At 57.8% G+C, this 20,173-nt stretch carries 19 protein-coding genes; 17 read left to right on the top strand and 2 right to left on the bottom strand.

Features of this window, described 5'->3' with window-relative positions; translation table 11 throughout:
* The first annotated feature begins 100 nt into the window (after positions 1–100).
* From purT to AAC060_RS14400, 3 genes are all read left to right on the top strand, one after another.
* Positions 101–1,294 (top strand): formate-dependent phosphoribosylglycinamide formyltransferase, encoded by a 1,194-nt coding sequence (gene purT, locus AAC060_RS14410; protein WP_339827417.1) that lies wholly within the window; start codon positions 101–103, stop codon positions 1,292–1,294.
* Positions 1,284–2,114 (top strand): hypothetical protein, encoded by an 831-nt coding sequence (locus tag AAC060_RS14405; protein ID WP_339827415.1) that lies wholly within the window; start codon positions 1,284–1,286, stop codon positions 2,112–2,114. The genes purT and AAC060_RS14405 overlap by 11 nt, the downstream gene beginning before the upstream one ends.
* A gap of 96 nt (positions 2,115–2,210) precedes the next feature.
* A complete protein-coding gene (locus AAC060_RS14400; RefSeq protein WP_339827413.1) occupies positions 2,211–2,909 on the top strand; it encodes a glutathione S-transferase family protein in 699 nt (232 codons plus the stop codon).
* A gap of 20 nt (positions 2,910–2,929) precedes the next feature.
* Here the strand turns inward: AAC060_RS14400 and AAC060_RS14395 are convergent, their stop codons facing one another.
* Positions 2,930–3,847 carry an AEC family transporter gene (locus tag AAC060_RS14395; RefSeq protein ID WP_339827411.1) on the bottom strand — a complete coding sequence of 306 codons (918 nt, stop codon included), beginning with the start codon at positions 3,845–3,847 and terminating at the stop codon, positions 2,930–2,932.
* Between the two features lie 19 nt (positions 3,848–3,866).
* Entirely contained in the window at positions 3,867–4,718 is an 852-nt protein-coding gene (locus tag AAC060_RS14390; RefSeq protein ID WP_339827409.1) for a crotonase/enoyl-CoA hydratase family protein, read from the bottom strand.
* A gap of 179 nt (positions 4,719–4,897) precedes the next feature.
* Here AAC060_RS14390 and AAC060_RS14385 point away from each other — a divergent pair, with 179 nt between their 5' ends.
* The 14 genes from AAC060_RS14385 (at position 4,898) to murC (ending at position 20,120) form a co-directional block, all read left to right on the top strand.
* Positions 4,898–5,893: a cysteine synthase A gene (locus AAC060_RS14385; protein ID WP_339827407.1), complete on the top strand. Its 996-nt coding sequence runs from the start codon at positions 4,898–4,900 to the stop codon at positions 5,891–5,893.
* Positions 5,883–6,254 (top strand): hypothetical protein, encoded by a 372-nt coding sequence (locus AAC060_RS14380; RefSeq protein WP_339827405.1) that lies wholly within the window; start codon positions 5,883–5,885, stop codon positions 6,252–6,254. The genes AAC060_RS14385 and AAC060_RS14380 overlap by 11 nt, the downstream gene beginning before the upstream one ends.
* On the top strand, positions 6,255–7,046 hold the full coding sequence (locus tag AAC060_RS14375) for a hypothetical protein (RefSeq protein ID WP_339827403.1): 792 nt from the start codon (positions 6,255–6,257) through the stop codon (positions 7,044–7,046).
* A gap of 338 nt (positions 7,047–7,384) precedes the next feature.
* On the top strand, positions 7,385–7,822 hold the full coding sequence (locus AAC060_RS14370) for a division/cell wall cluster transcriptional repressor MraZ (RefSeq protein ID WP_339827401.1): 438 nt from the start codon (positions 7,385–7,387) through the stop codon (positions 7,820–7,822).
* Entirely contained in the window at positions 7,819–8,766 is a 948-nt protein-coding gene (gene rsmH, locus AAC060_RS14365) for a 16S rRNA (cytosine(1402)-N(4))-methyltransferase RsmH (protein WP_339827398.1), read from the top strand. The genes AAC060_RS14370 and rsmH overlap by 4 nt, the downstream gene beginning before the upstream one ends.
* On the top strand, positions 8,766–9,362 hold the full coding sequence (locus AAC060_RS14360; RefSeq protein ID WP_339827396.1) for a colicin transporter: 597 nt from the start codon (positions 8,766–8,768) through the stop codon (positions 9,360–9,362). The genes rsmH and AAC060_RS14360 overlap by 1 nt, the downstream gene beginning before the upstream one ends.
* Entirely contained in the window at positions 9,359–11,077 is a 1,719-nt protein-coding gene (locus AAC060_RS14355; RefSeq protein WP_339827393.1) for a penicillin-binding protein 2, read from the top strand. Before AAC060_RS14360 ends, AAC060_RS14355 begins: the two co-directional genes overlap by 4 nt.
* Positions 11,064–12,506 (top strand): UDP-N-acetylmuramoyl-L-alanyl-D-glutamate--2,6-diaminopimelate ligase, encoded by a 1,443-nt coding sequence (locus tag AAC060_RS14350; protein ID WP_339827430.1) that lies wholly within the window; start codon positions 11,064–11,066, stop codon positions 12,504–12,506. Before AAC060_RS14355 ends, AAC060_RS14350 begins: the two co-directional genes overlap by 14 nt.
* On the top strand, positions 12,503–13,900 hold the full coding sequence (murF, locus tag AAC060_RS14345) for a UDP-N-acetylmuramoyl-tripeptide--D-alanyl-D-alanine ligase (RefSeq protein WP_339827390.1): 1,398 nt from the start codon (positions 12,503–12,505) through the stop codon (positions 13,898–13,900). The genes AAC060_RS14350 and murF overlap by 4 nt, the downstream gene beginning before the upstream one ends.
* Entirely contained in the window at positions 13,900–14,970 is a 1,071-nt protein-coding gene (gene mraY, locus AAC060_RS14340) for a phospho-N-acetylmuramoyl-pentapeptide-transferase (protein WP_339694309.1), read from the top strand. Before murF ends, mraY begins: the two co-directional genes overlap by 1 nt.
* Complete coding sequence (gene murD, locus AAC060_RS14335; RefSeq protein ID WP_339827387.1) at positions 14,967–16,301, top strand: UDP-N-acetylmuramoyl-L-alanine--D-glutamate ligase; 1,335 nt, start codon at positions 14,967–14,969, stop codon at positions 16,299–16,301. Before mraY ends, murD begins: the two co-directional genes overlap by 4 nt.
* The gene (locus tag AAC060_RS14330) at positions 16,298–17,536 is read left to right on the top strand and encodes a putative peptidoglycan glycosyltransferase FtsW (RefSeq protein WP_339827384.1); all 1,239 of its coding nucleotides are present in this window, start codon (positions 16,298–16,300) and stop codon (positions 17,534–17,536) included. The genes murD and AAC060_RS14330 overlap by 4 nt, the downstream gene beginning before the upstream one ends.
* Entirely contained in the window at positions 17,533–18,717 is a 1,185-nt protein-coding gene (murG, locus tag AAC060_RS14325; protein ID WP_339827381.1) for an undecaprenyldiphospho-muramoylpentapeptide beta-N-acetylglucosaminyltransferase, read from the top strand. Before AAC060_RS14330 ends, murG begins: the two co-directional genes overlap by 4 nt.
* Entirely contained in the window at positions 18,714–20,120 is a 1,407-nt protein-coding gene (gene murC, locus AAC060_RS14320; protein ID WP_339827378.1) for a UDP-N-acetylmuramate--L-alanine ligase, read from the top strand. Before murG ends, murC begins: the two co-directional genes overlap by 4 nt.
* Positions 20,121–20,173: the final 53 nt, after the last annotated feature.

The following is a 20,173-nucleotide window of genomic DNA, read 5'->3' as shown; positions in this document are numbered from 1 at the left end:
CCCTCCACCACGCTGCGCGCGGTCCCCCTCCCCGAAGCTTTGCTTCAGGGAGGATATATTGTGTCTTGCACCCTTTCACCGATCCCAACATAACGCCCCCATGAACTTCACAAAAAAAATCCTCCTCCTCGGCTCCGGCGAACTGGGCCGCGAATTTACCATCTCGGCCAAGCGGCTCGGCGCTTACGTCATTGCCTGCGATGCCTATGACGATGCCCCCGCCATGCAGGTGGCGGACGGTCGCGAAATATTCTCGATGCTCGACGGCAAGAAACTGCGCGCGGCGATTGAAAAGCATCAGCCTGACCTGATCGTTCCCGAGGTCGAAGCCATTCGCACCGAAATATTGGCCGATATGGAGGCCGAGGGTTATCACGTTGTGCCGTCGGCGCGCGCCACCCAGCTGACGATGAACCGTGACGCGATCCGCGATGTCGCGGCGCAGGAACTGGGCCTGACCACGTCGCGCTATCATTATGCCGAGAGTTTTGCAGAGGTCGCCAGCGCGGCAGCGAACATCGGTTATCCGCTGGTGATCAAGCCGGTGATGTCCTCGTCTGGCAAAGGGCAAAGCAAGGTCGACAGCGCCGACAAACTCGAGGAAGCGTGGGAATACGGAGTCGCCAATATGCGCGGCGACCGGGCGCGGGTGATTGTCGAGCAATTTATCGACTTTGATTATGAGATCACCCTGCTGACCGTGCGGACACGTGACGGCGTGCTCTTTTGCCCGCCCATCGGCCACAGGCAGGAACGCGGCGATTATCAGGAAAGCTGGCAACCGGCGGCTATGACCGATGCAGCGTTAGCGACTGCGCAGGATATGGCGCGCAAGGTCGTCGAAAATCTGGGTGGCAATGGCAAGGGCTGGGGCCTGTTCGGGGTCGAGTTTTTTGTTACCAAGCAGGGCGAGGTCATCTTCTCCGAACTCAGCCCGCGGCCTCACGATACCGGCATGGTCACCTCGATCGGCCAGAATCTCAGCGAGTTCGACCTTCACGCTCGCGCCATCATGGGGCTTCCCGTCGCCCATATCGCGCTAACCGCACCAGCCAGCGCCAGCGCGGTGATCCTGGCGGACCGGGACAGCGAGCATTTCGAATTTACCGGCGTGGCGGAAGCGCTGGCGCTGGGCAGCGAGGGCGCAGAAACCGACGTGCGGATATTCGGCAAGCCGGTGACGCGGCCTTACCGGCGGATGGCGGTTGCGCTGGCGACCGGAGCGGATACGGATGCGGCAAGGGCGCTGGCAAAGCGAGCGGCGGATGCGGTGAGGATTCTGTATGACAAATAAGATCAAGGTGCCCTTGCAAGACATCAAAAAAGAGAACCTCGTGAAAAGCGGCCAGTCACAAGAGTTATTAGCTGCAAAACTTGCACCGCCTGTTTCACATACTCTACAATCAGATAGTATTGCTCGGGAAGATCTTGTTGCGCAGCAGGATATGGTTTTTTGGGCAATGCTAATGTTCTTTGCAACATTGGCAACAGTTGCAATCACAGCGATCGGGGTCTGGTTCGTAAAGCGAACTCTTGATGCCACACTGAAGGCTGTGGAAGATACCGGTCACGCAACGGATGCGATGATCAGGGCAAACGATATCGCAGAGAACGCCCAAAGGCCTTGGCTCGACGTAGATTTAGAATTTGACTGGGGTCTGCGTGATGAGAAATCGATCACCTTGTCCTGTAATGTCATCGTGAAAAACATTGGAGGTATGCCTGCAAGAAATGCGAACTTTGGGCACTATCTAGGTTACAGATACGGTAATTCAAAAAAGGAATTTAGTAAGATTGCAAAAGGTTTAGTTGATTTTGATCGCGGCTATCATTCCGATATAACTGTCCTTCCAGGAGGCACATCCAAGGATCAGGAACTGATTTTTTTAGAACCCAGTGAATTTGGAAATGGTCGGCGCGACGGGATTTCTCCATATCTCATGGTCACAGTACTTTATTCGCTTCCTAATGGAGACATTGGTCAGTCGTCGGCATGGTTCCAACTAGGCTTTTGCAACAGCGCGGGAGAACGTTTGAAACCAATTAGCTGGGTTGGTGCTAAGGACGTCGATGATGTGATTGTTAAAAACTTAGGATATATCAACGTCACCTAAAGAAAATAGGTGCGCGAAGATGTAAATAGAATATTTGGGCGGAGTATGAAATTTTGTACCGTCCGGATTTACAGATAATTGAAGGAAAACACCCCCATGACCGCATCCCTCGTCCTCTACGGCTCGCCTCTGTCCCCCTTCCAGCGCAAGGTCGAGGCGGTGATGGCGCTCAAGGGGCTCGATTATGATTGCGAGGATGTCAATGTTATGGGCATGCCGGACTGGTATAAGGAGATCAGTCCGTTAGGACGTATTCCGTCGCTGCGGGACCGCGACATTGCCGAAGACGGGCCCGCCGGCACGATCACCGACAGCTCGGCGATTTGCGGCTATCTGGAGAAACGGCAGCCGGACCCTGCTGTCTATCCTGCTGATGCGTTCGACCATGGGCGCGCGCTGTGGCTGGAGGAATATGCCGATACCGGCTTGGCGATGACCGGTGGCCTGGGACTGTTCCGACCGATCATCTTCAATATTTTCCAGCGCAAGGCACCCGATCTCGAAACGGCGCGCACGACGTGGAATGAAAAACTGCCGCCGCTGTGGGATTATCTCGAGCAATATCTCGATGGGCGTTCCCATTTCATAGGCGATAGTATCACGATCGCCGACATTTCGGTCGCGGCACAGATCGCCCAGACAGAGATGCTGGCCGGTCTGCCGGACAAATCCCGCTGGCCAGTGCTGGTCGCTCATTTTGAAGCGATGAAAGCGCATGACTGCTTTCAGCGCAACAATGAGGGCTGCGACAAAATCCTCGCGAAACTGGTGCCGGAGAAATTCGACCTAAGCTAAAAGGGAATAAGGCGGGCTTTTCAGCCTAACGTCAGCAAATAGAGCGCGTAGATCGCGGGCATGGACAATATTGAAAACACCGTCTGCACCGCGATCAGATTGGCCGACAAAGTCGCATCGCCGCCCAGTTGCCGCGCCAATATATAGCCGCTGCTGGCGGTTGGCGTTGCGGCGGCGATCAGGACAATCGCCAGACTGTCTGCGGGAAGGTTGAAGAGCAGTCCCGCAGCCAAAGCCACGAGTGGCAAGCCTAGCAAGCGCACGGCCGACCATGTCAAAGTGGTGCGGCCCGCTCGCTTGAAAGCCTCGAGATCAACCGCCGCGCCGACCACGAGAAGGCCGAGGGCAAGCGTGGCCTGACCCAATATATCCAGTGTTTTCTCGGCAATGCCGGTCGGCGCAATGCCCAGCAGATTGAGCGCAATCCCAATCACGCAACCGATGATCAGCGGATTGCGGATCATATCCATCATCACATGCGGCTTTTTAGCTCCCGTATCTTCAGCGAAATGGGTCAATGCCAGCACCGAAATGACATTGGCTGTCGGTGTCAGGGCCGCGACGGCGATGGCCATGAGGGCAAGCCCCGGTTCGCCGAACAGTGCGCTGGCCATGGACAGACCGACGAAGGTGTTCCAGCGGACATTGGACTGGATAATCGACCCTTTTCGTGGTCCGTCATCGGCACGTTTGGCGGTCAGCCCGAATATTGCGAGCGTAAATTGTGATCCGATCAGCACCAGCACCATCGCCCAAGGAGCAACATCAAAAGAGGCGGTCGCCAGAACATTGATGATCAGGGCCGGGAAAAATATGAAATAGACCAATCTCTCGATCGCGCGCCAGCCATCGGCGGGCAGGAAATTCCTGTGCGCCAGCAGCCAGCCCAATGCGGTGATCAGGACCACCGGGATCAGGGCATATACAAAATTTATCATCGATGGATTGCGCGCGAAACTACAGCGCCGTTGTTCTTAGAGGCAATAGATCGGGAAAGTCCGGCTCGCGCTTCTCGCCCATCGCGGCGACGGCTTCCTGAATATGCGAGGGCGGGAACATGCCGGCGTTCCAGACGCCGATATAGTCCAGCGTATCCGCTGTATTATGGTCGCGGCCATAGTTGATCAGAACCTTGCAGCCGGTAACCGCCAGCGGCGATTTGGAGGCGATTTCTTTCGCGGTTGCCATGACATAGGCGAGACATTCTTCCTGTGTCTCGAACACATCGTTGACCAAGCCGATTTCCTTCGCCTTGGCGGCGTCTATCCGGCGGCCGGTATAGGCCATTTCCTTGACCCAGCCTTCGGGAATATAGCGCTGCAGGCGCGGGAAAGTACCGACGTCCGCTGTCATGCCGATATTGGTTTCCTGAATGCAGAAAATCGCATCCTTGGTGCACCAGCGGATATCACCGGCGCTGATCATGTCGATCGCCCCGCCGATGACGCCACCGTGAAGCGCGAATAATACGGGTATGCGCGCTTCTTCCAGCGCGTTGAAACTGTGCTGGATGCGTTTGACGTTGGAACGGAACATTTCCGCGAGCACATGCTTGTCCGCGCCATCGATCTTGTTGTTCGGTTGCGGAGCGAAAACCGACAGGTCCATGCCGGCGGAAAAATGCTTTCCGGTGGAGCTGATCACAATGACCCGTGCCCGGGCATTGATATCGATATCCTCGACGATTTCCGGCAGATCGTTCCAGAATGCCCGGTTCATGCTGTTGAGTTTTTCCGGCCGGTTCATCCGGATATGGGCGACGCCATTTTCTATTTCGACATCGAAACATTCATATTTTTTCTCGAACATGTTGTTATCATTCCTTATTACAAGCCAGAAGTTTCCATCGGCCTAGCATGATAATCTTGTCCTGCGTACCGGCAATTTTCCGGAATCAGCGGCGTCGGCAGCGCGACTAAAGCAATGCTATCGACCCTGAAAAGGCTTCAAGCTTGCGGCGCGAAATCGCCCGCACTATGTATTACTCTATGAGCATCATTCCAAACACACTCGAACTGATCGGCAATACGCCGCTTGTCCGCCTCTCCGGCCCGAGCGAAGCAGCCGGTTGCGACATTTACGGCAAGTGCGAATTTGCCAATCCCGGCGCCTCGGTGAAAGACCGCGCGGCGCTGTTCATCATTCAGGACGCGGAAGAACGCGGGCAACTCAAGCCCGGCGGACGGATTGTCGAGGGGACCGCTGGCAATACCGGAATCGGTATCGCTTTGGTCGCCAATGCCAAAGGCTATAAATCGACCATCGTCATGCCGGAAACCCAGAGCCGGGAAAAAATGGATACGCTGCGCGCGCTTGGTGCGGAACTGATCACGGTGCCGGCTGCGCCTTATTCCAGCCAGTGCCATTTTGTGCACACATCGCGCCGGATTGCCGAAGAAACTGAAGGCGCCGTCTGGGCCAACCAGTTTGACAATGTCGCCAACCGCCGCGCCCATATCGAGACGACTGCTGTGGAAATCTGGGAGCAGATGGATGGCAAGATTGACGGATTTACCTGTGCAGTCGGCACCGGCGGCACGCTGGCCGGCGTCGGAATGGGGCTGAAGGCGAAAGACGAAAATATCACGATCGCCTTGTCCGACCCGCATGGTGCGGCGCTCTACGAATATTATGCGCATGGCGAACTTAAGTCCGAAGGCAGCAGCGTTGCCGAAGGCATCGGCCAAGGCCGGATCACCGGCAATCTGGAAGATGCGCCGATTGACAGGCAATATCGCATTTCCGACGAGGAAGCACTGGTGTGGGTCGAACGGCTGCTGATGGATGAAGGACTCTGCCTCGGCATGTCATCGGGTATCAATGTTGCCGGCGCGATCGCGCTGGGGAAGGAGCTGGGGCCCGGCAGCCGGGTTGCGACGATCCTTTGCGATACCGGTTTCCGTTATCTATCCTCGCTCTACAACGCTGCATGGCTCAGAGAAAAGGGGCTGCCGGTATTCCCTTGGCTCGACAATGATGGATAAGAAGGCGCAAGCTTCAGGTCGCCAGGACACGATGCAGCGCATCCAGGTGGGTGTGATCGGTCTGGCCGCCGTGCTGTTGCTGGTCAGCATCGCCAATTTCGTGATTCAGCGGGCCAGCCACGAACAGACGGTGCTCGAGGAAATGCAGGCCGAAGGGACGGGCAGAACTGCTCCGCTTGCCAGCAAACCGGAAGAAAAACCGGCGGAACCGCTGGCTGAACTGGGTCTCACTCCGGCGCCGGCAACAGGAACCGGGAAAGCGGATGTGCGATTGCCTTCTGCAAATCTTCCGGGACAGACCGTCCCCGATTTGAAGCCCGATCCGAATCTGGATGCACCGATGGACCGGGAGCGGGAATAGTTGGCGGGCTTTTGGCAGACGCTCCCGTCCGCCATGGTGGCGCTATTGGTACTGACGCAATGCAGCGCGGCGGACTCTCCGCCTGACAGCAATCAACCCAGACCGCGCATCCAGTTGATGACCAGCCTGCCGCTGGTCTGGGGCGACAATGCGTCGATGGAGTCCATCCTGTCGGGTGACGCGGAGCCGGCGCCAATCTATCGTTACTGGCTGGACCGATATGACATAGCGGCGGTCGACAGTCTGGAAAATCTCGCACAGGATGATCCGGATATCGTCATTCTGGCCCAGCCGCGCGCGATGGATCCGGCCGACCTGACCATTCTCGATGCCTGGGTCCGAATGGGCGGTGATGTCATCATTCTTACCGATCCGGATCTGTTGTGGCCGTCCGAACTGCCTCTTGGAGACACGCGGCGGCCTTTGGCCAGCGGCTTGCTCTCCCCGTTGCTCGGACACTGGGGGCTGGAACTGGTCGCTGACGCTGACAGGAGCACGGACGCCGTCGACCTTAGTTTTGGCAGCTATTCCTTCACGACCCGGGGGGTAGGCAAGCTCATGCCAATGACGGCAAGCTCTGCTCCGAATGTGCGCTGCAAAATGGGCAGCGGTGATTTTATCGCCCGATGTTCGGTCGGGCAGGGGCAGGCTTCGATTGTTGCCGACGCGGATTTCCTGAATTCGGCATATTGGCCGGAATCTATTCTTCGTTCGCCGCAGAATAGCGGTGCCGGACGCTTTATCGATTCTCTGGTGGAGGAGCATATTGACTCTATTGTCAGCAAGAAATGAAGATATTTTGGGCGTTTCCAGACACTAAGCGCAGGTGCTTCGACCAGAAAATCAATTGGGTAAAAATTAAAGTAACTATATTTCAACATGTTAAACATTTGTACCCATAAAATCCCGTAAAATCCCCTTTCATCCCCGACCATCCCCTGATAACCCTGTTTTGTTATCGGGGTATTCTTCCTGTCCGGGATGTTGTTTCCGGAAGGGCGCTGGAAAGCGCGCTTCTGAAGCGGGGAGATTATTGCTTCCGGTCGGGGTGAGGTACTTCCGCTGTGTCAGGTGCATATGCATATTCAGGCTCTGCAATATCGGCGATAGACGACAAAGGTCGTTTGTCGGTGCCGGCCTTTCTGCGTAAAAACCTGGTTGAAAGCAGCGATGGCCGCACCCTTTGCCTCGGTACCCATGAAAAATGGGATTGCCTCGTCGGCTTCGGGCTTAGCCGCAAAGCCGATATGCTCACCGAAATTGACAAGCAGTGGGAAGCGGCGATTGCGCGCGGCGACAGTTTTGACAAAGATGCTGCAGGCGCACGGAAATTTTCCTCGCTGCAGGACCTCAGCTTTGACGCCAGTGGCCGCTTCATCCTGCCACCACAGTTGCGGGAAATCGGCAATCTTGAAGGCAATGTCCTCTTTCACGGCATTGGCACGACCTTCTGTCTGTGGAATCCGCAGACATTGCTCGACACAACTGACGACGTCCCGGTCGATCGCCGATTGGTCGAACATCATCTGAAAGAAGCCGGGCAGAAAAGCGGAGGGAAACAGAAGTGACCCTTTCTGCAGCCGCACGCCATGTCCCCGTATTGCTCGACGAAGTGATCGACGCGCTCGCCATTACCCCCGGCGAAACGCATGTCGATGGCACATTCGGAGCGGGTGGCTATAGCGCGGCAATGCTCAAGGCAGGGGCGATCGTTCATGCCTTTGACCAGGATCCCGATGCGATCGCGGCGGGCCAGGCGATGGTTGATGGCTCCGATGGCAATCTGCACCTCCATCACGCGCTCTATTCGGAAATGGCGGACGTTCTGGTCGACGAGAATATCGACGGCATCACGCTTGATATCGGTGTGTCCTCGATGCAGCTGGATCAGGCCGAGCGTGGCTTTTCCTTTCAGAAAGACGGGCCGCTCGACATGCGTATGGCCCGTGATGGCGAAAGTGCGGCCGATTTCCTCAATGAAGCGGACGAGGAAGTGATCGCCGATGTGATCTATCGCTATGGCGAGGAACGCCGTTCGCGGCGGATCGCAAAGGCGATTGTCGAAGCGCGCCCGCTGACCCGCACGTCCGAACTGGCGCAAGTGGTCAGAAAAGCACTGGGCTTTCGCGCAGGCGACAAGAAGGATCCGGCAACGCGGACCTTTCAGGCGATCCGCATCCATATCAATCGTGAATTGGGCGAACTCGAAGACGGTCTGGCCGCGGCAGAAAAACTGCTGCAGCCCGGTGGCCGTCTGGCTGTCGTGAGCTTCCACAGTCTCGAAGATCGCATCGTCAAAAATTTTCTACGGGACCGCGGTGGACAGAAGTCTGCCGGTTCTCGCCACCTTCCCCAAGTTAACGAAATACGACCGGCACCCACCTTTCATAAACCAGCCAAAGCGGTGCGTCCGGCCGGAGCGGAGCAGGCCCTTAATCCCCGGGCCCGCTCCGCCACCCTCAGATCAGCGGTGCGTACCGACGCGCCTTGCGAAGATGGAGGTCAGCCGTAATGCTGGCATTCAAGCGTCTTGAAGGAATGGGATGGCTCGCGCTGGTTTTTCTGGTGGCGATTTTGCTATATCCGCTTTCGCTCAGCGTCGCGACGTTGCGCAGTGATCTCGCGCGGACTGACCGCAAGATCGTCGAGGTCAAGAAGGACATCCGCTATCTAGAAACAGAATTCAGCGCGCGGGCCAATCTGCGTCAACTCGAGGAATGGAACAAGCTCGAATTCGGCTATGCATCGCCGGTTGCCGCACAATATCTGGATGGCGAGAGAGCGCTTGCAAATCTCGGTGGCAAAGACTTGCGCAAGCCGGTTCGGGTCGCTGTGCTCAGTTCGATGGATGGCATACAGCCTGCAGGCATTATCGGTTCGGTGTTCGGCACTGCCAAAGCGCAGGACCGCAATGCCGACGGCAGCGCAATCGGTAGCCATGAGCAGCTGGCGAGCGCGGCAACAAGCAGTGATCTCGGTCGGGGCGGCGGCTTACAGAGCCGAACGGCCCGGGTCGCGCATCTGGAAGACAAATTGCTGGATGACGGCCTCGTCCGCGATCTAGGTCGAAAGGCTATAGCAGAAAAAATCGGAAGTCTGGCCGAATGACGACACTTCTGGCCAACAGCAAGAAGGTGCAGTTTTCGGGAAAGGCCAAGGAAATAACCGTCAGCGCGCATTTCCGGCTGATGATATTGCTGTTGGTTTTCCTCGCCGCTTTCACCATCATCGTCGGACGACTGGTCAGTCTCACGATCCTGGAAGATGCGGCTCCCTATCGGGCATCCAGCAGTGCCTTCATTCCGCCGCGCGGCGATATTGTCGACCGCAACGGCGTTGCTCTGGCGCGGACGATGCGCGGCTATGCTGTGCGCGTCGTACCGGCCCGGCTGCTTGGTGACAAAGAGACATTAGCGCGGCAACTGGCATCGATTTTCCCGGACACAAGCGCGGTAGATTTTCTGGAAAAATTGAACGGCTCCCATCCGACCTATCTTCGCCGTCGGGCGCTGCCCGAGCAGGTCAAGCAGGTCCATGCGCTGGGTGAAATCGGAATCGAGTTTCCCCGCGAGGACGAGCGCCTCTATCCCCAGCGTGAGCTGGCAGCGCATGTACTGGGTTATGTCGATGCCGACGGCAATGGTGTAATGGGTATGGAACGGGCGCTCAACGAGCGCCTTGTCGACAAGAGTCTGCGTGCTACGCCGACAATATTGTCGATCGACAGCCGGGTGCAGGCAGCGCTCGAAAGCGAACTTCAGGATGCCATGATCATGACCCAAGCGCGCGGCGCTGCGGGAATAATCCTGGATGTCCAGACCGGGGAAGTGATGGGGCTGGCATCCTTGCCGCTATTCGATCCCAACAAAATTCGCAGGGCGTCGATGAAATACCAGAATAACGAGGTCACCCAGAGCGTGTTCGAACTGGGTTCTACGTTCAAGCCTTTGACTATCGCGGCGGCTCTGGACGCCGGGACCGTCACCGATCTGGCGGTTCGGTATAATGCGATGGAACCGATTAAAATCGGCGGCTTTACGATCAAGGATGATCACAGTCAGGGACGTTATCTGAACGTGCCCGAAACCCTGGTGCACAGTTCCAATATTGTTACCGCGCGGATCGCGGATAATCTGGGCCAGGAGGCCATGGAAAATATGTTCCGGCGGCTCGGTTTTGACGAGCGGCCCCATATTGAACTGGTTGAACGGGGCTTCCCGCTCTGGCCGCGAAGCTGGGGACGAGTTACCAATATGACCGTCGCTTATGGTCATGGTATCGCCGTAACCCCGCTCCATCTCGCCAGCGCCTATGCGGCTCTGGTCAATGGCGGCATCTGGCGGCCGGCGACATTGCTCAAAGTGGAGCCGGGCAAGGAGGCCAAAGGGCGCCGGGTATTCAAGGCAGCGACCAGCGCCCGGATGCGCCAGTTGCTCCGGATGATTGTCTCTGACGGCACCGGTCGCAACGCTGACGCCCCGGGTTACCGGATTGGCGGCAAGACAGGGTCGGCAGAAAAGCCTTCCGAGGGCGGCTATAATAAAACATCGCTGGTTTCGACCTTCGCGGCTGCCTTTCCGATGGATAATCCGCGCTATATTGTCATCGCCATGCTCGACGAGCCGAAGGGCACGGCGGAAACTTCCTTCCAGCGCACTGCTGGTTGGAACGCAGCGCCGATCGTACGAAAACTCGTCCCGCGCGTCGGTCCGATGCTGGGCGTCATTCCGGATGAGCATCGCGATGTCGATGTGTCGGAGTTGACGCCGCTGCTCTGGAAGCCGAAAGCCACATCCAAAGAGCAAAATGATGCAATTGAGTAGTCTGGTGCCAGGATTGAGCGGGGAGGCCGGTGAACAGCCGGTCACCGGTTTGGCCATTGATCACCGCAAGATCGCGCCGGGCAATATATTTGGCGCTTTCCGGGGCGCGAAATTCAATGGTGAAGACTTTATCGAAGCCGCCGTTGCCGCTGGTGCCATTGCCGTGGTTGCCCGTCCCGGCGCACAGGTCGATGGCCTCGTCCACATTATGGACGAGGAGCCCCGGCGTTTGTTTGCCCGGATGGCGGCCCGATATTTCACGCCGACACCGGCCAATGTCGCTGCCGTAACCGGAACCAACGGCAAGACATCAACCGCAGAGCTCACCCGGCAGCTGTGGCGGATGGATGGCTATAACAGCGCGTCGATCGGTACGCTCGGTGTCACCACTGCCGATGACCAGATCAAGACCGGACTGACCACTCCCGATATTGTCACATTCCTGTCGAATATGTCCGGTCTGGCCCGTGAAGGGGTCAGTCACGCGATTTTTGAAGCGTCAAGCCACGGCCTGTCACAATATCGCACCGAAGGTTTGCCGGTCCGGATCGGTGCGTTCACCAATTTGAGCCGGGACCATCTCGACTATCATGGCGATATGGACAGTTATTTCGAAGCCAAGATGCGTCTGTTTGACGAGGTTGTCGCGAGCGACGGGACCGCGGTCATCTGGGCCGATGACGATCCATGGTCGGACAAGGTCATCAAGCGCGCGATGGATCGCGGGCTCGAGATTTTGACGGTCGGGGAAAAGGGTTCAACGCTGCAATTGATGTCGCAGACTCCGACCCATTTGGGCCAGGTGTTGATGGTCAAGGCGCACGGCAACACCCACCGCATTTCGCTGCCCTTGATTGGTGCCTATCAGGCGGCAAATATCCTGCTCTCGGCCGCCATCGTGCTGGCAAGCGGCGGGAAGCTTGAAAATATACTCGATCATATGCAGCGGGTGCAGCCGGTGCGCGGCCGTATGGAGCGTGCGGTTATCACTCGCGCCGGTGCGCCGGTCTATGTCGACTATGCGCATACGCCGGACGCCTTGCGCGCCGCGATCGAGGCGTTGAGGCCCCATGTTACCGGGCAGCTGATCACGGTATTTGGTGCCGGCGGCGACCGTGACACGGGCAAGCGTCCGGAAATGGGCAAGATCGCGGTTGAAATGTCCGATCATGTCATCGTCACTGACGACAATCCGCGTAGTGAAGATCCGGCAGCGATCCGCGCTGAGATCATGGCCGGAGCAACCGGTGCCGATAATGTCGCCGACCGGCGTGCGGCCATCGCCAAGGCCGTCGAAATGGCCGGTCCGCAGGATATTATCCTGCTTGCCGGCAAAGGCCATGAACAGGGTCAGATCGTTGGCGACCGTGTGATTCCCTTTGACGATGTTGAAGTGGCGAGAGAATGCGCCGGAGCGCAGGCGCTATGACCGCATTATGGACATCTGCCGCAATAGCGGAAGCGACCGCCGGCAAGGCGAGTACCGAATTTTCCGTCAATGGCGTTGCCTTTGACTCACGCGAAATTGGCCCGGGCGATCTGTTTGTCGCGCTCAAGGGCGAGCATAGCGATGGCCATCTGCACGTCGAACAGGCTTTTGCGTCGGGCGCTGCCGGTGCGATCGTCAGCGAACCGGTCGAGGGCTCCCATATATTGGTGCCCGATACGGTCGAGGCGCTGGATATGCTGGCAAAAGCATCGCGGGTACGCACCGATGCCAAGATCATCGGGGTAACGGGGTCGGTCGGCAAGACCGGCACCAAAGAAGCGCTATATGCCGCACTGGATCGCTGCTCCTTTGGTAAGGCGCACCGGTCGGTCAAAAGCTATAATAATCATGTCGGGGTTCCGCTAAGCCTGTCGCGCATGCCGGAAGACACAAAGTTCGGCATTTTCGAAATGGGCATGAACCACGCAAATGAACTGTCCGCGCTCACCCGTCTGGTGCGACCCGATGCCGCGATCATCACCGCTATTGCACCGGCGCATATCGGCAATTTCCGCAATGGCGAGCAAGGCATTGTCGATGCCAAAGCCGAAATATTTGAAGGGCTGATGCCCGGTGGCACAGCGATCATTCCGCACGAGAGTCCGTATTTCCAGCGGTTGAAGAAGACGGCTGAGCGCTATGCCGCCCATGTGATATCCTTCGGTTTTGAAGATGGCGCCGATGTCCGCGCTGTTGATGTTGTTGCCGCTCCTCGGGGCGGCTCTCTGGTCACGGCCAGGCTGGGAGACCGGAGTCTGTGCTTCACGATAGCCGAAGCCGGTCGCCATTGGGTGTCCAATTCACTGGCCATTCTCGCCGCCGTGCGCGCTGTTGGTGGCGATCTTGCCTCTGCCGGCCTGTCGCTTGCTGAAATGAGCGGCATTGACGGACGCGGCCGCAGACATGACATATCGCTAAAATCTGGCGGAAAAGCCCTGATTATCGACGAGAGCTACAATGCCAATCCGGCGTCGATGAAGGCCACTTTGCAACATTTTACCGTCGAACCGTGCACTGGTCGGAAAATCCTCATTCTCGGTGCTATGGGAGAGCTCGGTGACCAGTCGGCGCAATTTCATACCGCACTGGCTGATGACATTTTGCTCTGCGGAGCCGCTGCGATCATTTTGGTCGGCGACGATATGGCACATACTGCCGCGAAACTTGAACAGAGCCTTGATCAGGGCGTGAAAATGTCACATTGCGAGAACGCTGCAGCGGCATTGACCGAGGCGGCAAAATTGATCGGCGACGGGGACGTTCTTTTGATCAAGGGGTCAAATTATCTGGGGCTGTCATCGGCGGTTTCTGCGCTGGTGAACGGGGAGTATTGATGTTTTATTTACTGGCCCAATGGCTTGAATTCGAAGGCATATTCAATGTCTTTCGCTACCTGAGTTTTCGTTCGGGTGCAGCGATATCCACATCCTTGTTCATCGGTCTTCTGATCGGTCCCAAATTCATCAACATGCTGCGGATGCGGCAGGGGAAGGGGCAGCCGATCCGCGAGGACGGCCCGATCACCCATCTCAAAAAGGCAGGCACACCCACCATGGGCGGTCTGATGATCCTGATTTCGGTGGTGACATCGCTGCTGTTGTGGATGGATCTCAGCAATATGTTCGTCTGGGCCTGTATTTTCGTGACGCTCGGCTTTGGCGCGATCGGTTTCATGGATGATTATGACAAGGTCCGCAAAGCCAGCCACAAGGGTATTCCGGGCCGGGTCCGGTTGCTGCTGGAATTCATCATCGCCGGTTTCGCCACTTGGCTGATCGTCCAGCAGATCGGCACCAGCCTCTATGTGCCTTTCTTCAACGATGTGCAGATTGACCTCGGCTATTTCTATATTCCCTTCGCGATGTTCGTCATTGTCGGAGCGGGTAACGCGGTCAATCTGACCGACGGTCTCGACGGTCTCGCCACCATGCCTGTGGTTATCGCCAGCGCTACTTTCCTTATTCTTGTCTATCTGTCCGGCAACGCCGTTTTCTCCGAATATCTCGGCATCCCCTTTGTGCGCGGAGCGGGCGAACTGGCGATCTTCTGCGCTTGCGTGATCGGTGCCTGTCTCGCCTTCCTGTGGTTCAACGCACCCCCGGCTGCGGTGTTCATGGGTGATACCGGCAGTCTCGCACTCGGCGGCGCTCTGGGTGCGATTGCCGTTTCCATCCATCATGAAATCGTGCTGGCACTGGTTGGCGGGCTGTTCGTGCTCGAAGCCGTGTCGGTCATCGTTCAGGTCTTCTTCTTCAAGCGTACCGGTCGCCGCGTGTTTCGCATGGCGCCGATCCACCATCATTTCGAACAGCTTGGCTGGTCCGAGTCCACCATTGTGATCCGCTTCTGGATCATCAGTCTGGTGCTCGCGCTTGCCGGATTGGCGACGTTGAAGCTGAGATGATCGTCTCTTCCGCCTTTGCCGGCAAACGCTATGCCATACTTGGACTGGCCCGTTCCGGCATGGCAGCGCTCGAAAGCCTGCATGCAAGCGGAGCGGAATTGCTGGCCTGGGACAATCGCGAAGAATTGCGCGAAAGCGTGGCGGACAAGGCGACTATCGCAGATCCCCTGACATCGGACCTGACCGGTTATGACGCGATTGTCGTGTCTCCCGGCGTGCCGCTCAACGGCCAGCCGATTGCGCAAAAGGCAGCTGCCGATGGCGTGCCGATCATCGGTGATATCGAGCTGTTCTCGCAAGCCCGCAACGATTTGCCGCCGCACCGGGTTGTCGGCATTACCGGGACCAACGGCAAGTCGACGACCACTGCGCTGATCCATCATATATTGGCCAGCGCCGGCGTGCCGAGTCTGATGGGCGGGAATATCGGGGTTCCGATCCTGTCGCAGGAACCGCTGCCGGAGGGCGGGGTCTATGTCCTTGAACTTTCCAGTTACCAGATTGACCTGACCCAGAGCCTCGATTGCGATGTCGCGCTGCTGCTCAATATCAGCCCCGACCATCTCGACCGCTATGACGGATTTGACGGCTATGCCGCCTCAAAGGCGCGTCTGTTCGACATGCTGGGATCCGACCATGTCGCCATTTTTGCCAGCGCGGATGAGAAGACCCGATTGGCTCTGCAAGGTTTACGCGATCTTGGCCGGGTGCAGAATATCATTGACACCAGCAGTGCGGAAATCGACGGACAAGCCGACTGGCCCTCGTTGCAGGGACCGCATAATCTGCAAAATGTCATTGCCGCGGTTGCCACGGTCGAAGCGCTCGGGATTGCCGAAGAGCAATGGCGTCCGGCGCTGGAGTCATTCACCGGCCTGGCCCATCGTATGGAGCGGGTTGCCGAAGCCAGTGGCGTGTTGTTCGTCAACGACAGCAAGGCAACCAATCCTGCTTCCACCGGTCCCGCGCTTGGTGCCTATCCGAAAATCCACTGGATTCTCGGCGGCTTGCCGAAGAGCGATACGCTGACCGAATGCGAGCCTTTCTACCGGAATGTTGTGAAAGCCTACACGATTGGCGAAGCCGGCCCGATGTTCGGAAAATTGCTGGCGGATAAAATGCCGGTCGAATCCTGCGAAATGATATTGACGGCGGTGCAGCAGGCCGCCGCCAACGCCCGGCCCGGCGAAGTGGTTCTGCTGTCGCCAGCCTGCGCGTCTTTCGACCAGTTCCGCGACTTTGAAGCGCGCGGCGAATGTTTCCGGACGGCAGTCAATTCGGTGATCGAGAATGATCTGATCGGCACCGCGAACAGTGAGGTGATTCAATGAGCGCCTCAAACAGCCCGCCTGAAATTGCCGGAGCCCTCAAAAAGAAGCGCTTTCAATTGCAGTCGCGCCTTGGTCGCAGCGACCGTTCGCCGCTTGCGATCTGGTTCTGGGAACTCGACCGGGTTCTTCTCGGACTGATCCTCACTCTCGTGGCGATCGGGTTGATCGCGGTTGCCGCAGCTTCGCCGGTGACGGCGTTGAAACTGAGCAGCGATACGGTCAAGATCGATCCGCTCTATTATTTCTATCGCCAGCTTGGCTGGGTGATCGTCGGTGTCCCGCTGATGCTGGTGGTTTCGATGCTACCGAAGGAACAGGCCCGGCGGTTTGCGATCCTCGGCGCGGTTGCGGCGATCGTCTTGCTGTTCCTCGTGCCGGTGTTCGGAAAATCCGTCAACGGCGCGCAGCGCTGGATCGGCTATGGTTTTGCAACTATCCAGCCCGGCGAATTTCTCAAGCCGCTTTATGCGGTCGCGCTGGCGTGGCTGCTGTCGCTGCGGATCAAGGACCCCGGCTTGCCGGTGATTTCCCTGTCCGTCGTGCTGACCGGGATTATCGCGGTGTTGATGCTGATGCAGCCGAACCTTGGCGAGACTATCCTTATCTGCGGTATCTGGTTCGCGGTGATGACCGTATCCGGTCTGTCGGCGCGTCTGATCGCGGCGGTCGGTATCGGCAGTGTCGGCGGGCTGGTCGGAGCCTATTTTCTTTACCCCGTTGCAACCCACCGGATCAACGCCTGGCTTTTCGGCGGCGACGAATTTGATCAGGTGATGCTCGCACACAAGGCATTGACCGGTGGCGGCCTGCTCGGCACCGGGCCGGGGCTCGGCACAGCCAAATTCAAGCTGCCCGAGGCGCACACCGACTATATTTTCTCGGTCATCGGCGAAGAATTCGGTCTGCTGGCCTGCATGGCCATCGCGCTGGTCTTTCTCGCGATCATCGTCCGGGTCTTCCTCCGTCTGCTCGACGAAGAGGATAATTTCATCATTCTCGCCGTAACCGGCCTGACTGCCCAGTTCGGCGGACAGGCTCTAATCAACATGGCGGTGAATCTTCAGCTTTTCCCGTCGAAGGGCATGACCCTGCCGCTGATCAGCTACGGCGGCTCGTCGATATTGGCTTTGTGCATCGGTATCGGACTTTTGCTCGCATTTACCCGACGGAACCCGTATCTTGACCGTTCACAATATGGCTCGGCATGGCCCGAGCAGGGACGGATAGCGGTATGAGTTTTTCCAAACATTATGTGCTCGCGGCTGGCGGCACCGGCGGGCATATGATCCCGGCCTATGCGCTGGCGCGGGAGCTGGTCTTGCGCGGCCATCGCGTGGCATTGATCACCGATGCGCGCGGCGAGAAAATTCCCGGCATGGTCGATGAAGGACAGGTCCATGTTCTTCCCGCCGGCCGTATCACCAAGAATCCGCGCAGCTGGGTCGGTGGTACACGCGCCATTCTCAAAGGTCGCCGCATGGCGATGCAGCTTTACGAAACATTCCAGCCATCGGCGATCATCGGCTTTGGCGGTTACCCGGCTTATCCTGCGCTGCTCGCGGCCAATAGCCGCAATATTCCGACCATCGTCCACGAACAAAATGCGGTATTGGGCCGGGTCAACTGGCTCGCTGCGCGTTCGGTCAATGCGATTGCCACCGCTTATCCAGATGTCCTGCGGATCAAACCGAAATATCAGGAAAAAGTCCATCTGGTCGGAAATCCGGTCCGTGAGGAAGTGGTCGCACTGCGCGAAGAACCCTATCCGCCACTGTCCGAAGAAGGTATTTTCCGGGTGCTGGTGACCGGCGGAAGCCAGGGTGCCTCGATCCTTTCCGATGTTGTCCCGGATGCTATGGCAATGCTGCCGATGCATTTGCGCCGCCGTCTGCAGATCACCCAGCAATGCCGCGAGGACGATATCGAGCGCGTACGGGCCAAATATGCTGAACATGATATTCCGGCGGAACTGGCGACCTATCTGCCGGATCTGCCCCAGCGTCTCGGCTGGGCGCATCTGGTAATTGGCCGGGCTGGCGCTTCTACGATTGCCGAGCTGACCACCGCGGGCCGTCCGGCGATCCTGATCCCGCTGCCAAGCGCGATGGATGATCACCAGACATATAATGTCAAAGAAATGGTCGCATCCGGCGGCGCCCGTTCGATCCCGCAGTCGCGCTTTACCGCCAAGGAACTGGCCAAGCAGATGCAGAAAATGGCGCTGCAACCCGGCGCGCTGGAAAATGCCGCGCGCTTTGCGGCGAAATGCGGTCGGCCGGAAGCGGTCAACGATCTCGCCGATCTGGTCGAAAGCATCGGCACCTCGCCTCTGGGAAAGACCATGAAGGTGAAGAAGGAACAGCAGAAAATGATATCGTCGCGCAAGGAAGCACTGGCAAGGAATGATGCACAGTGAAGGGTGTCGGCACAGATATCGGTACGATCCATTTCGTCGGCATCGGCGGCATCGGCATGTCGGGCATCGCCGAAGTGATGCACAATATGGGCTATCAGGTACAGGGCAGCGATATTGCCGAAGGCTATGTAATTGACGGCCTGCGCGCCAAGGGCATTGATGTTAAAATCGGCCAGAATGCAGAAAATGTCGAAGGCACGGCGGTGGTGGTGACTTCAACGGCGGTCAAGCGCGGCAATCCCGAAGTGGAGGCAGCGCTGGCTAACCGGATACCCCTTGTCCGCCGGGCAGAAATGCTCGCCGAGCTGATGCGGCTAAAATCGACCATTGCGATCGCCGGAACCCACGGCAAGACCACGACCACTTCGATGGTTGCGGCGATGCTGGATGCGGGCGGTATCGATCCGACCGTGATCAACGGCGGCATCATCAACCAATATGGTTCCAACGCACGGCTTGGTGCCGGCGAGTGGATGGTCATCGAAGCCGACGAAAGCGACGGCAGCTTTCTGCGGCTCGACGGCACGATCGCGGTCGTTACCAATATCGATGCCGAGCATCTCGATCATTATGGCAGCTTCGACAAGATCAAGGACAGTTTCGTCGAGTTTATCGAGAATGTACCCTTTTACGGCGCCGCGATCCTGTGCGTCGACCATCCCGAAGTGCAGGCGGTGCTGACCCGCATCCGCGACCGGCGGATCATTACTTATGGTTTTTCCGCTCAGGCCGACGTCAAGGGTATCAATGTCACCCCGATCGCCGGTGGCAACCGCTTTGACGTGGTCGTGCGCGACCGTGATGGCGAAACGAGAACCATCGAGAATATCACATTGCCGATGCCTGGCCGCCATAATGTCCAGAACGCGATTGCTGCGGTGGCCGTCGGCCTTGAAATGGGCATGACCGACGAGCAGATCGCCAAGGGCTTTGATGACTTTGGCGGCGTCAAGCGGCGCTTTACCAAGGTCGGTGAAGTTGACGGTATCACCATCATCGATGACTATGGCCACCATCCGGTCGAAATCCAGGCCGTGCTGTCTGCTGCACGCGAAGGCGCGCAAGGCCGCGTGATCGCTGTCGTCCAGCCGCATCGCTTCACCCGTTTGCGCGATCATATGGAAGAATTTCAAGGTGCCTTCAACGACGCCGACATGGTGCTGGTGACGCCGGTCTATGTTGCCGGTGAAGACCCGATCGAGGGCATCGACAGCGATGCTCTGGTCAACGGACTGAAGGTGCGCGGTCATCGGCTTGCCGAGACGGTTGCGGACCAGCAGGCCTTGGCGACGCGGCTGGCCGAAGTGGCTCAGCCGCAGGACATGATCATCTGCCTCGGGGCAGGGGACATCACCAAATGGGCAGCCGGACTTGCGGACGGTATTGCGGAGGCGCGCAAATGAGCCTGTTTCTGTTCCCGCTCATCCCAAACCTGTCCCTTCTGCCGTTCGTCCTG

The organism is uncultured Parasphingorhabdus sp. (assembly GCF_963975555.1).
Classification (GTDB): Bacteria; Pseudomonadota; Alphaproteobacteria; order Sphingomonadales; family Sphingomonadaceae; genus Parasphingorhabdus.
Note: the sequence above shows the minus strand (reverse complement) of the source record. Positions and strands in the feature narration are given on the sequence as shown.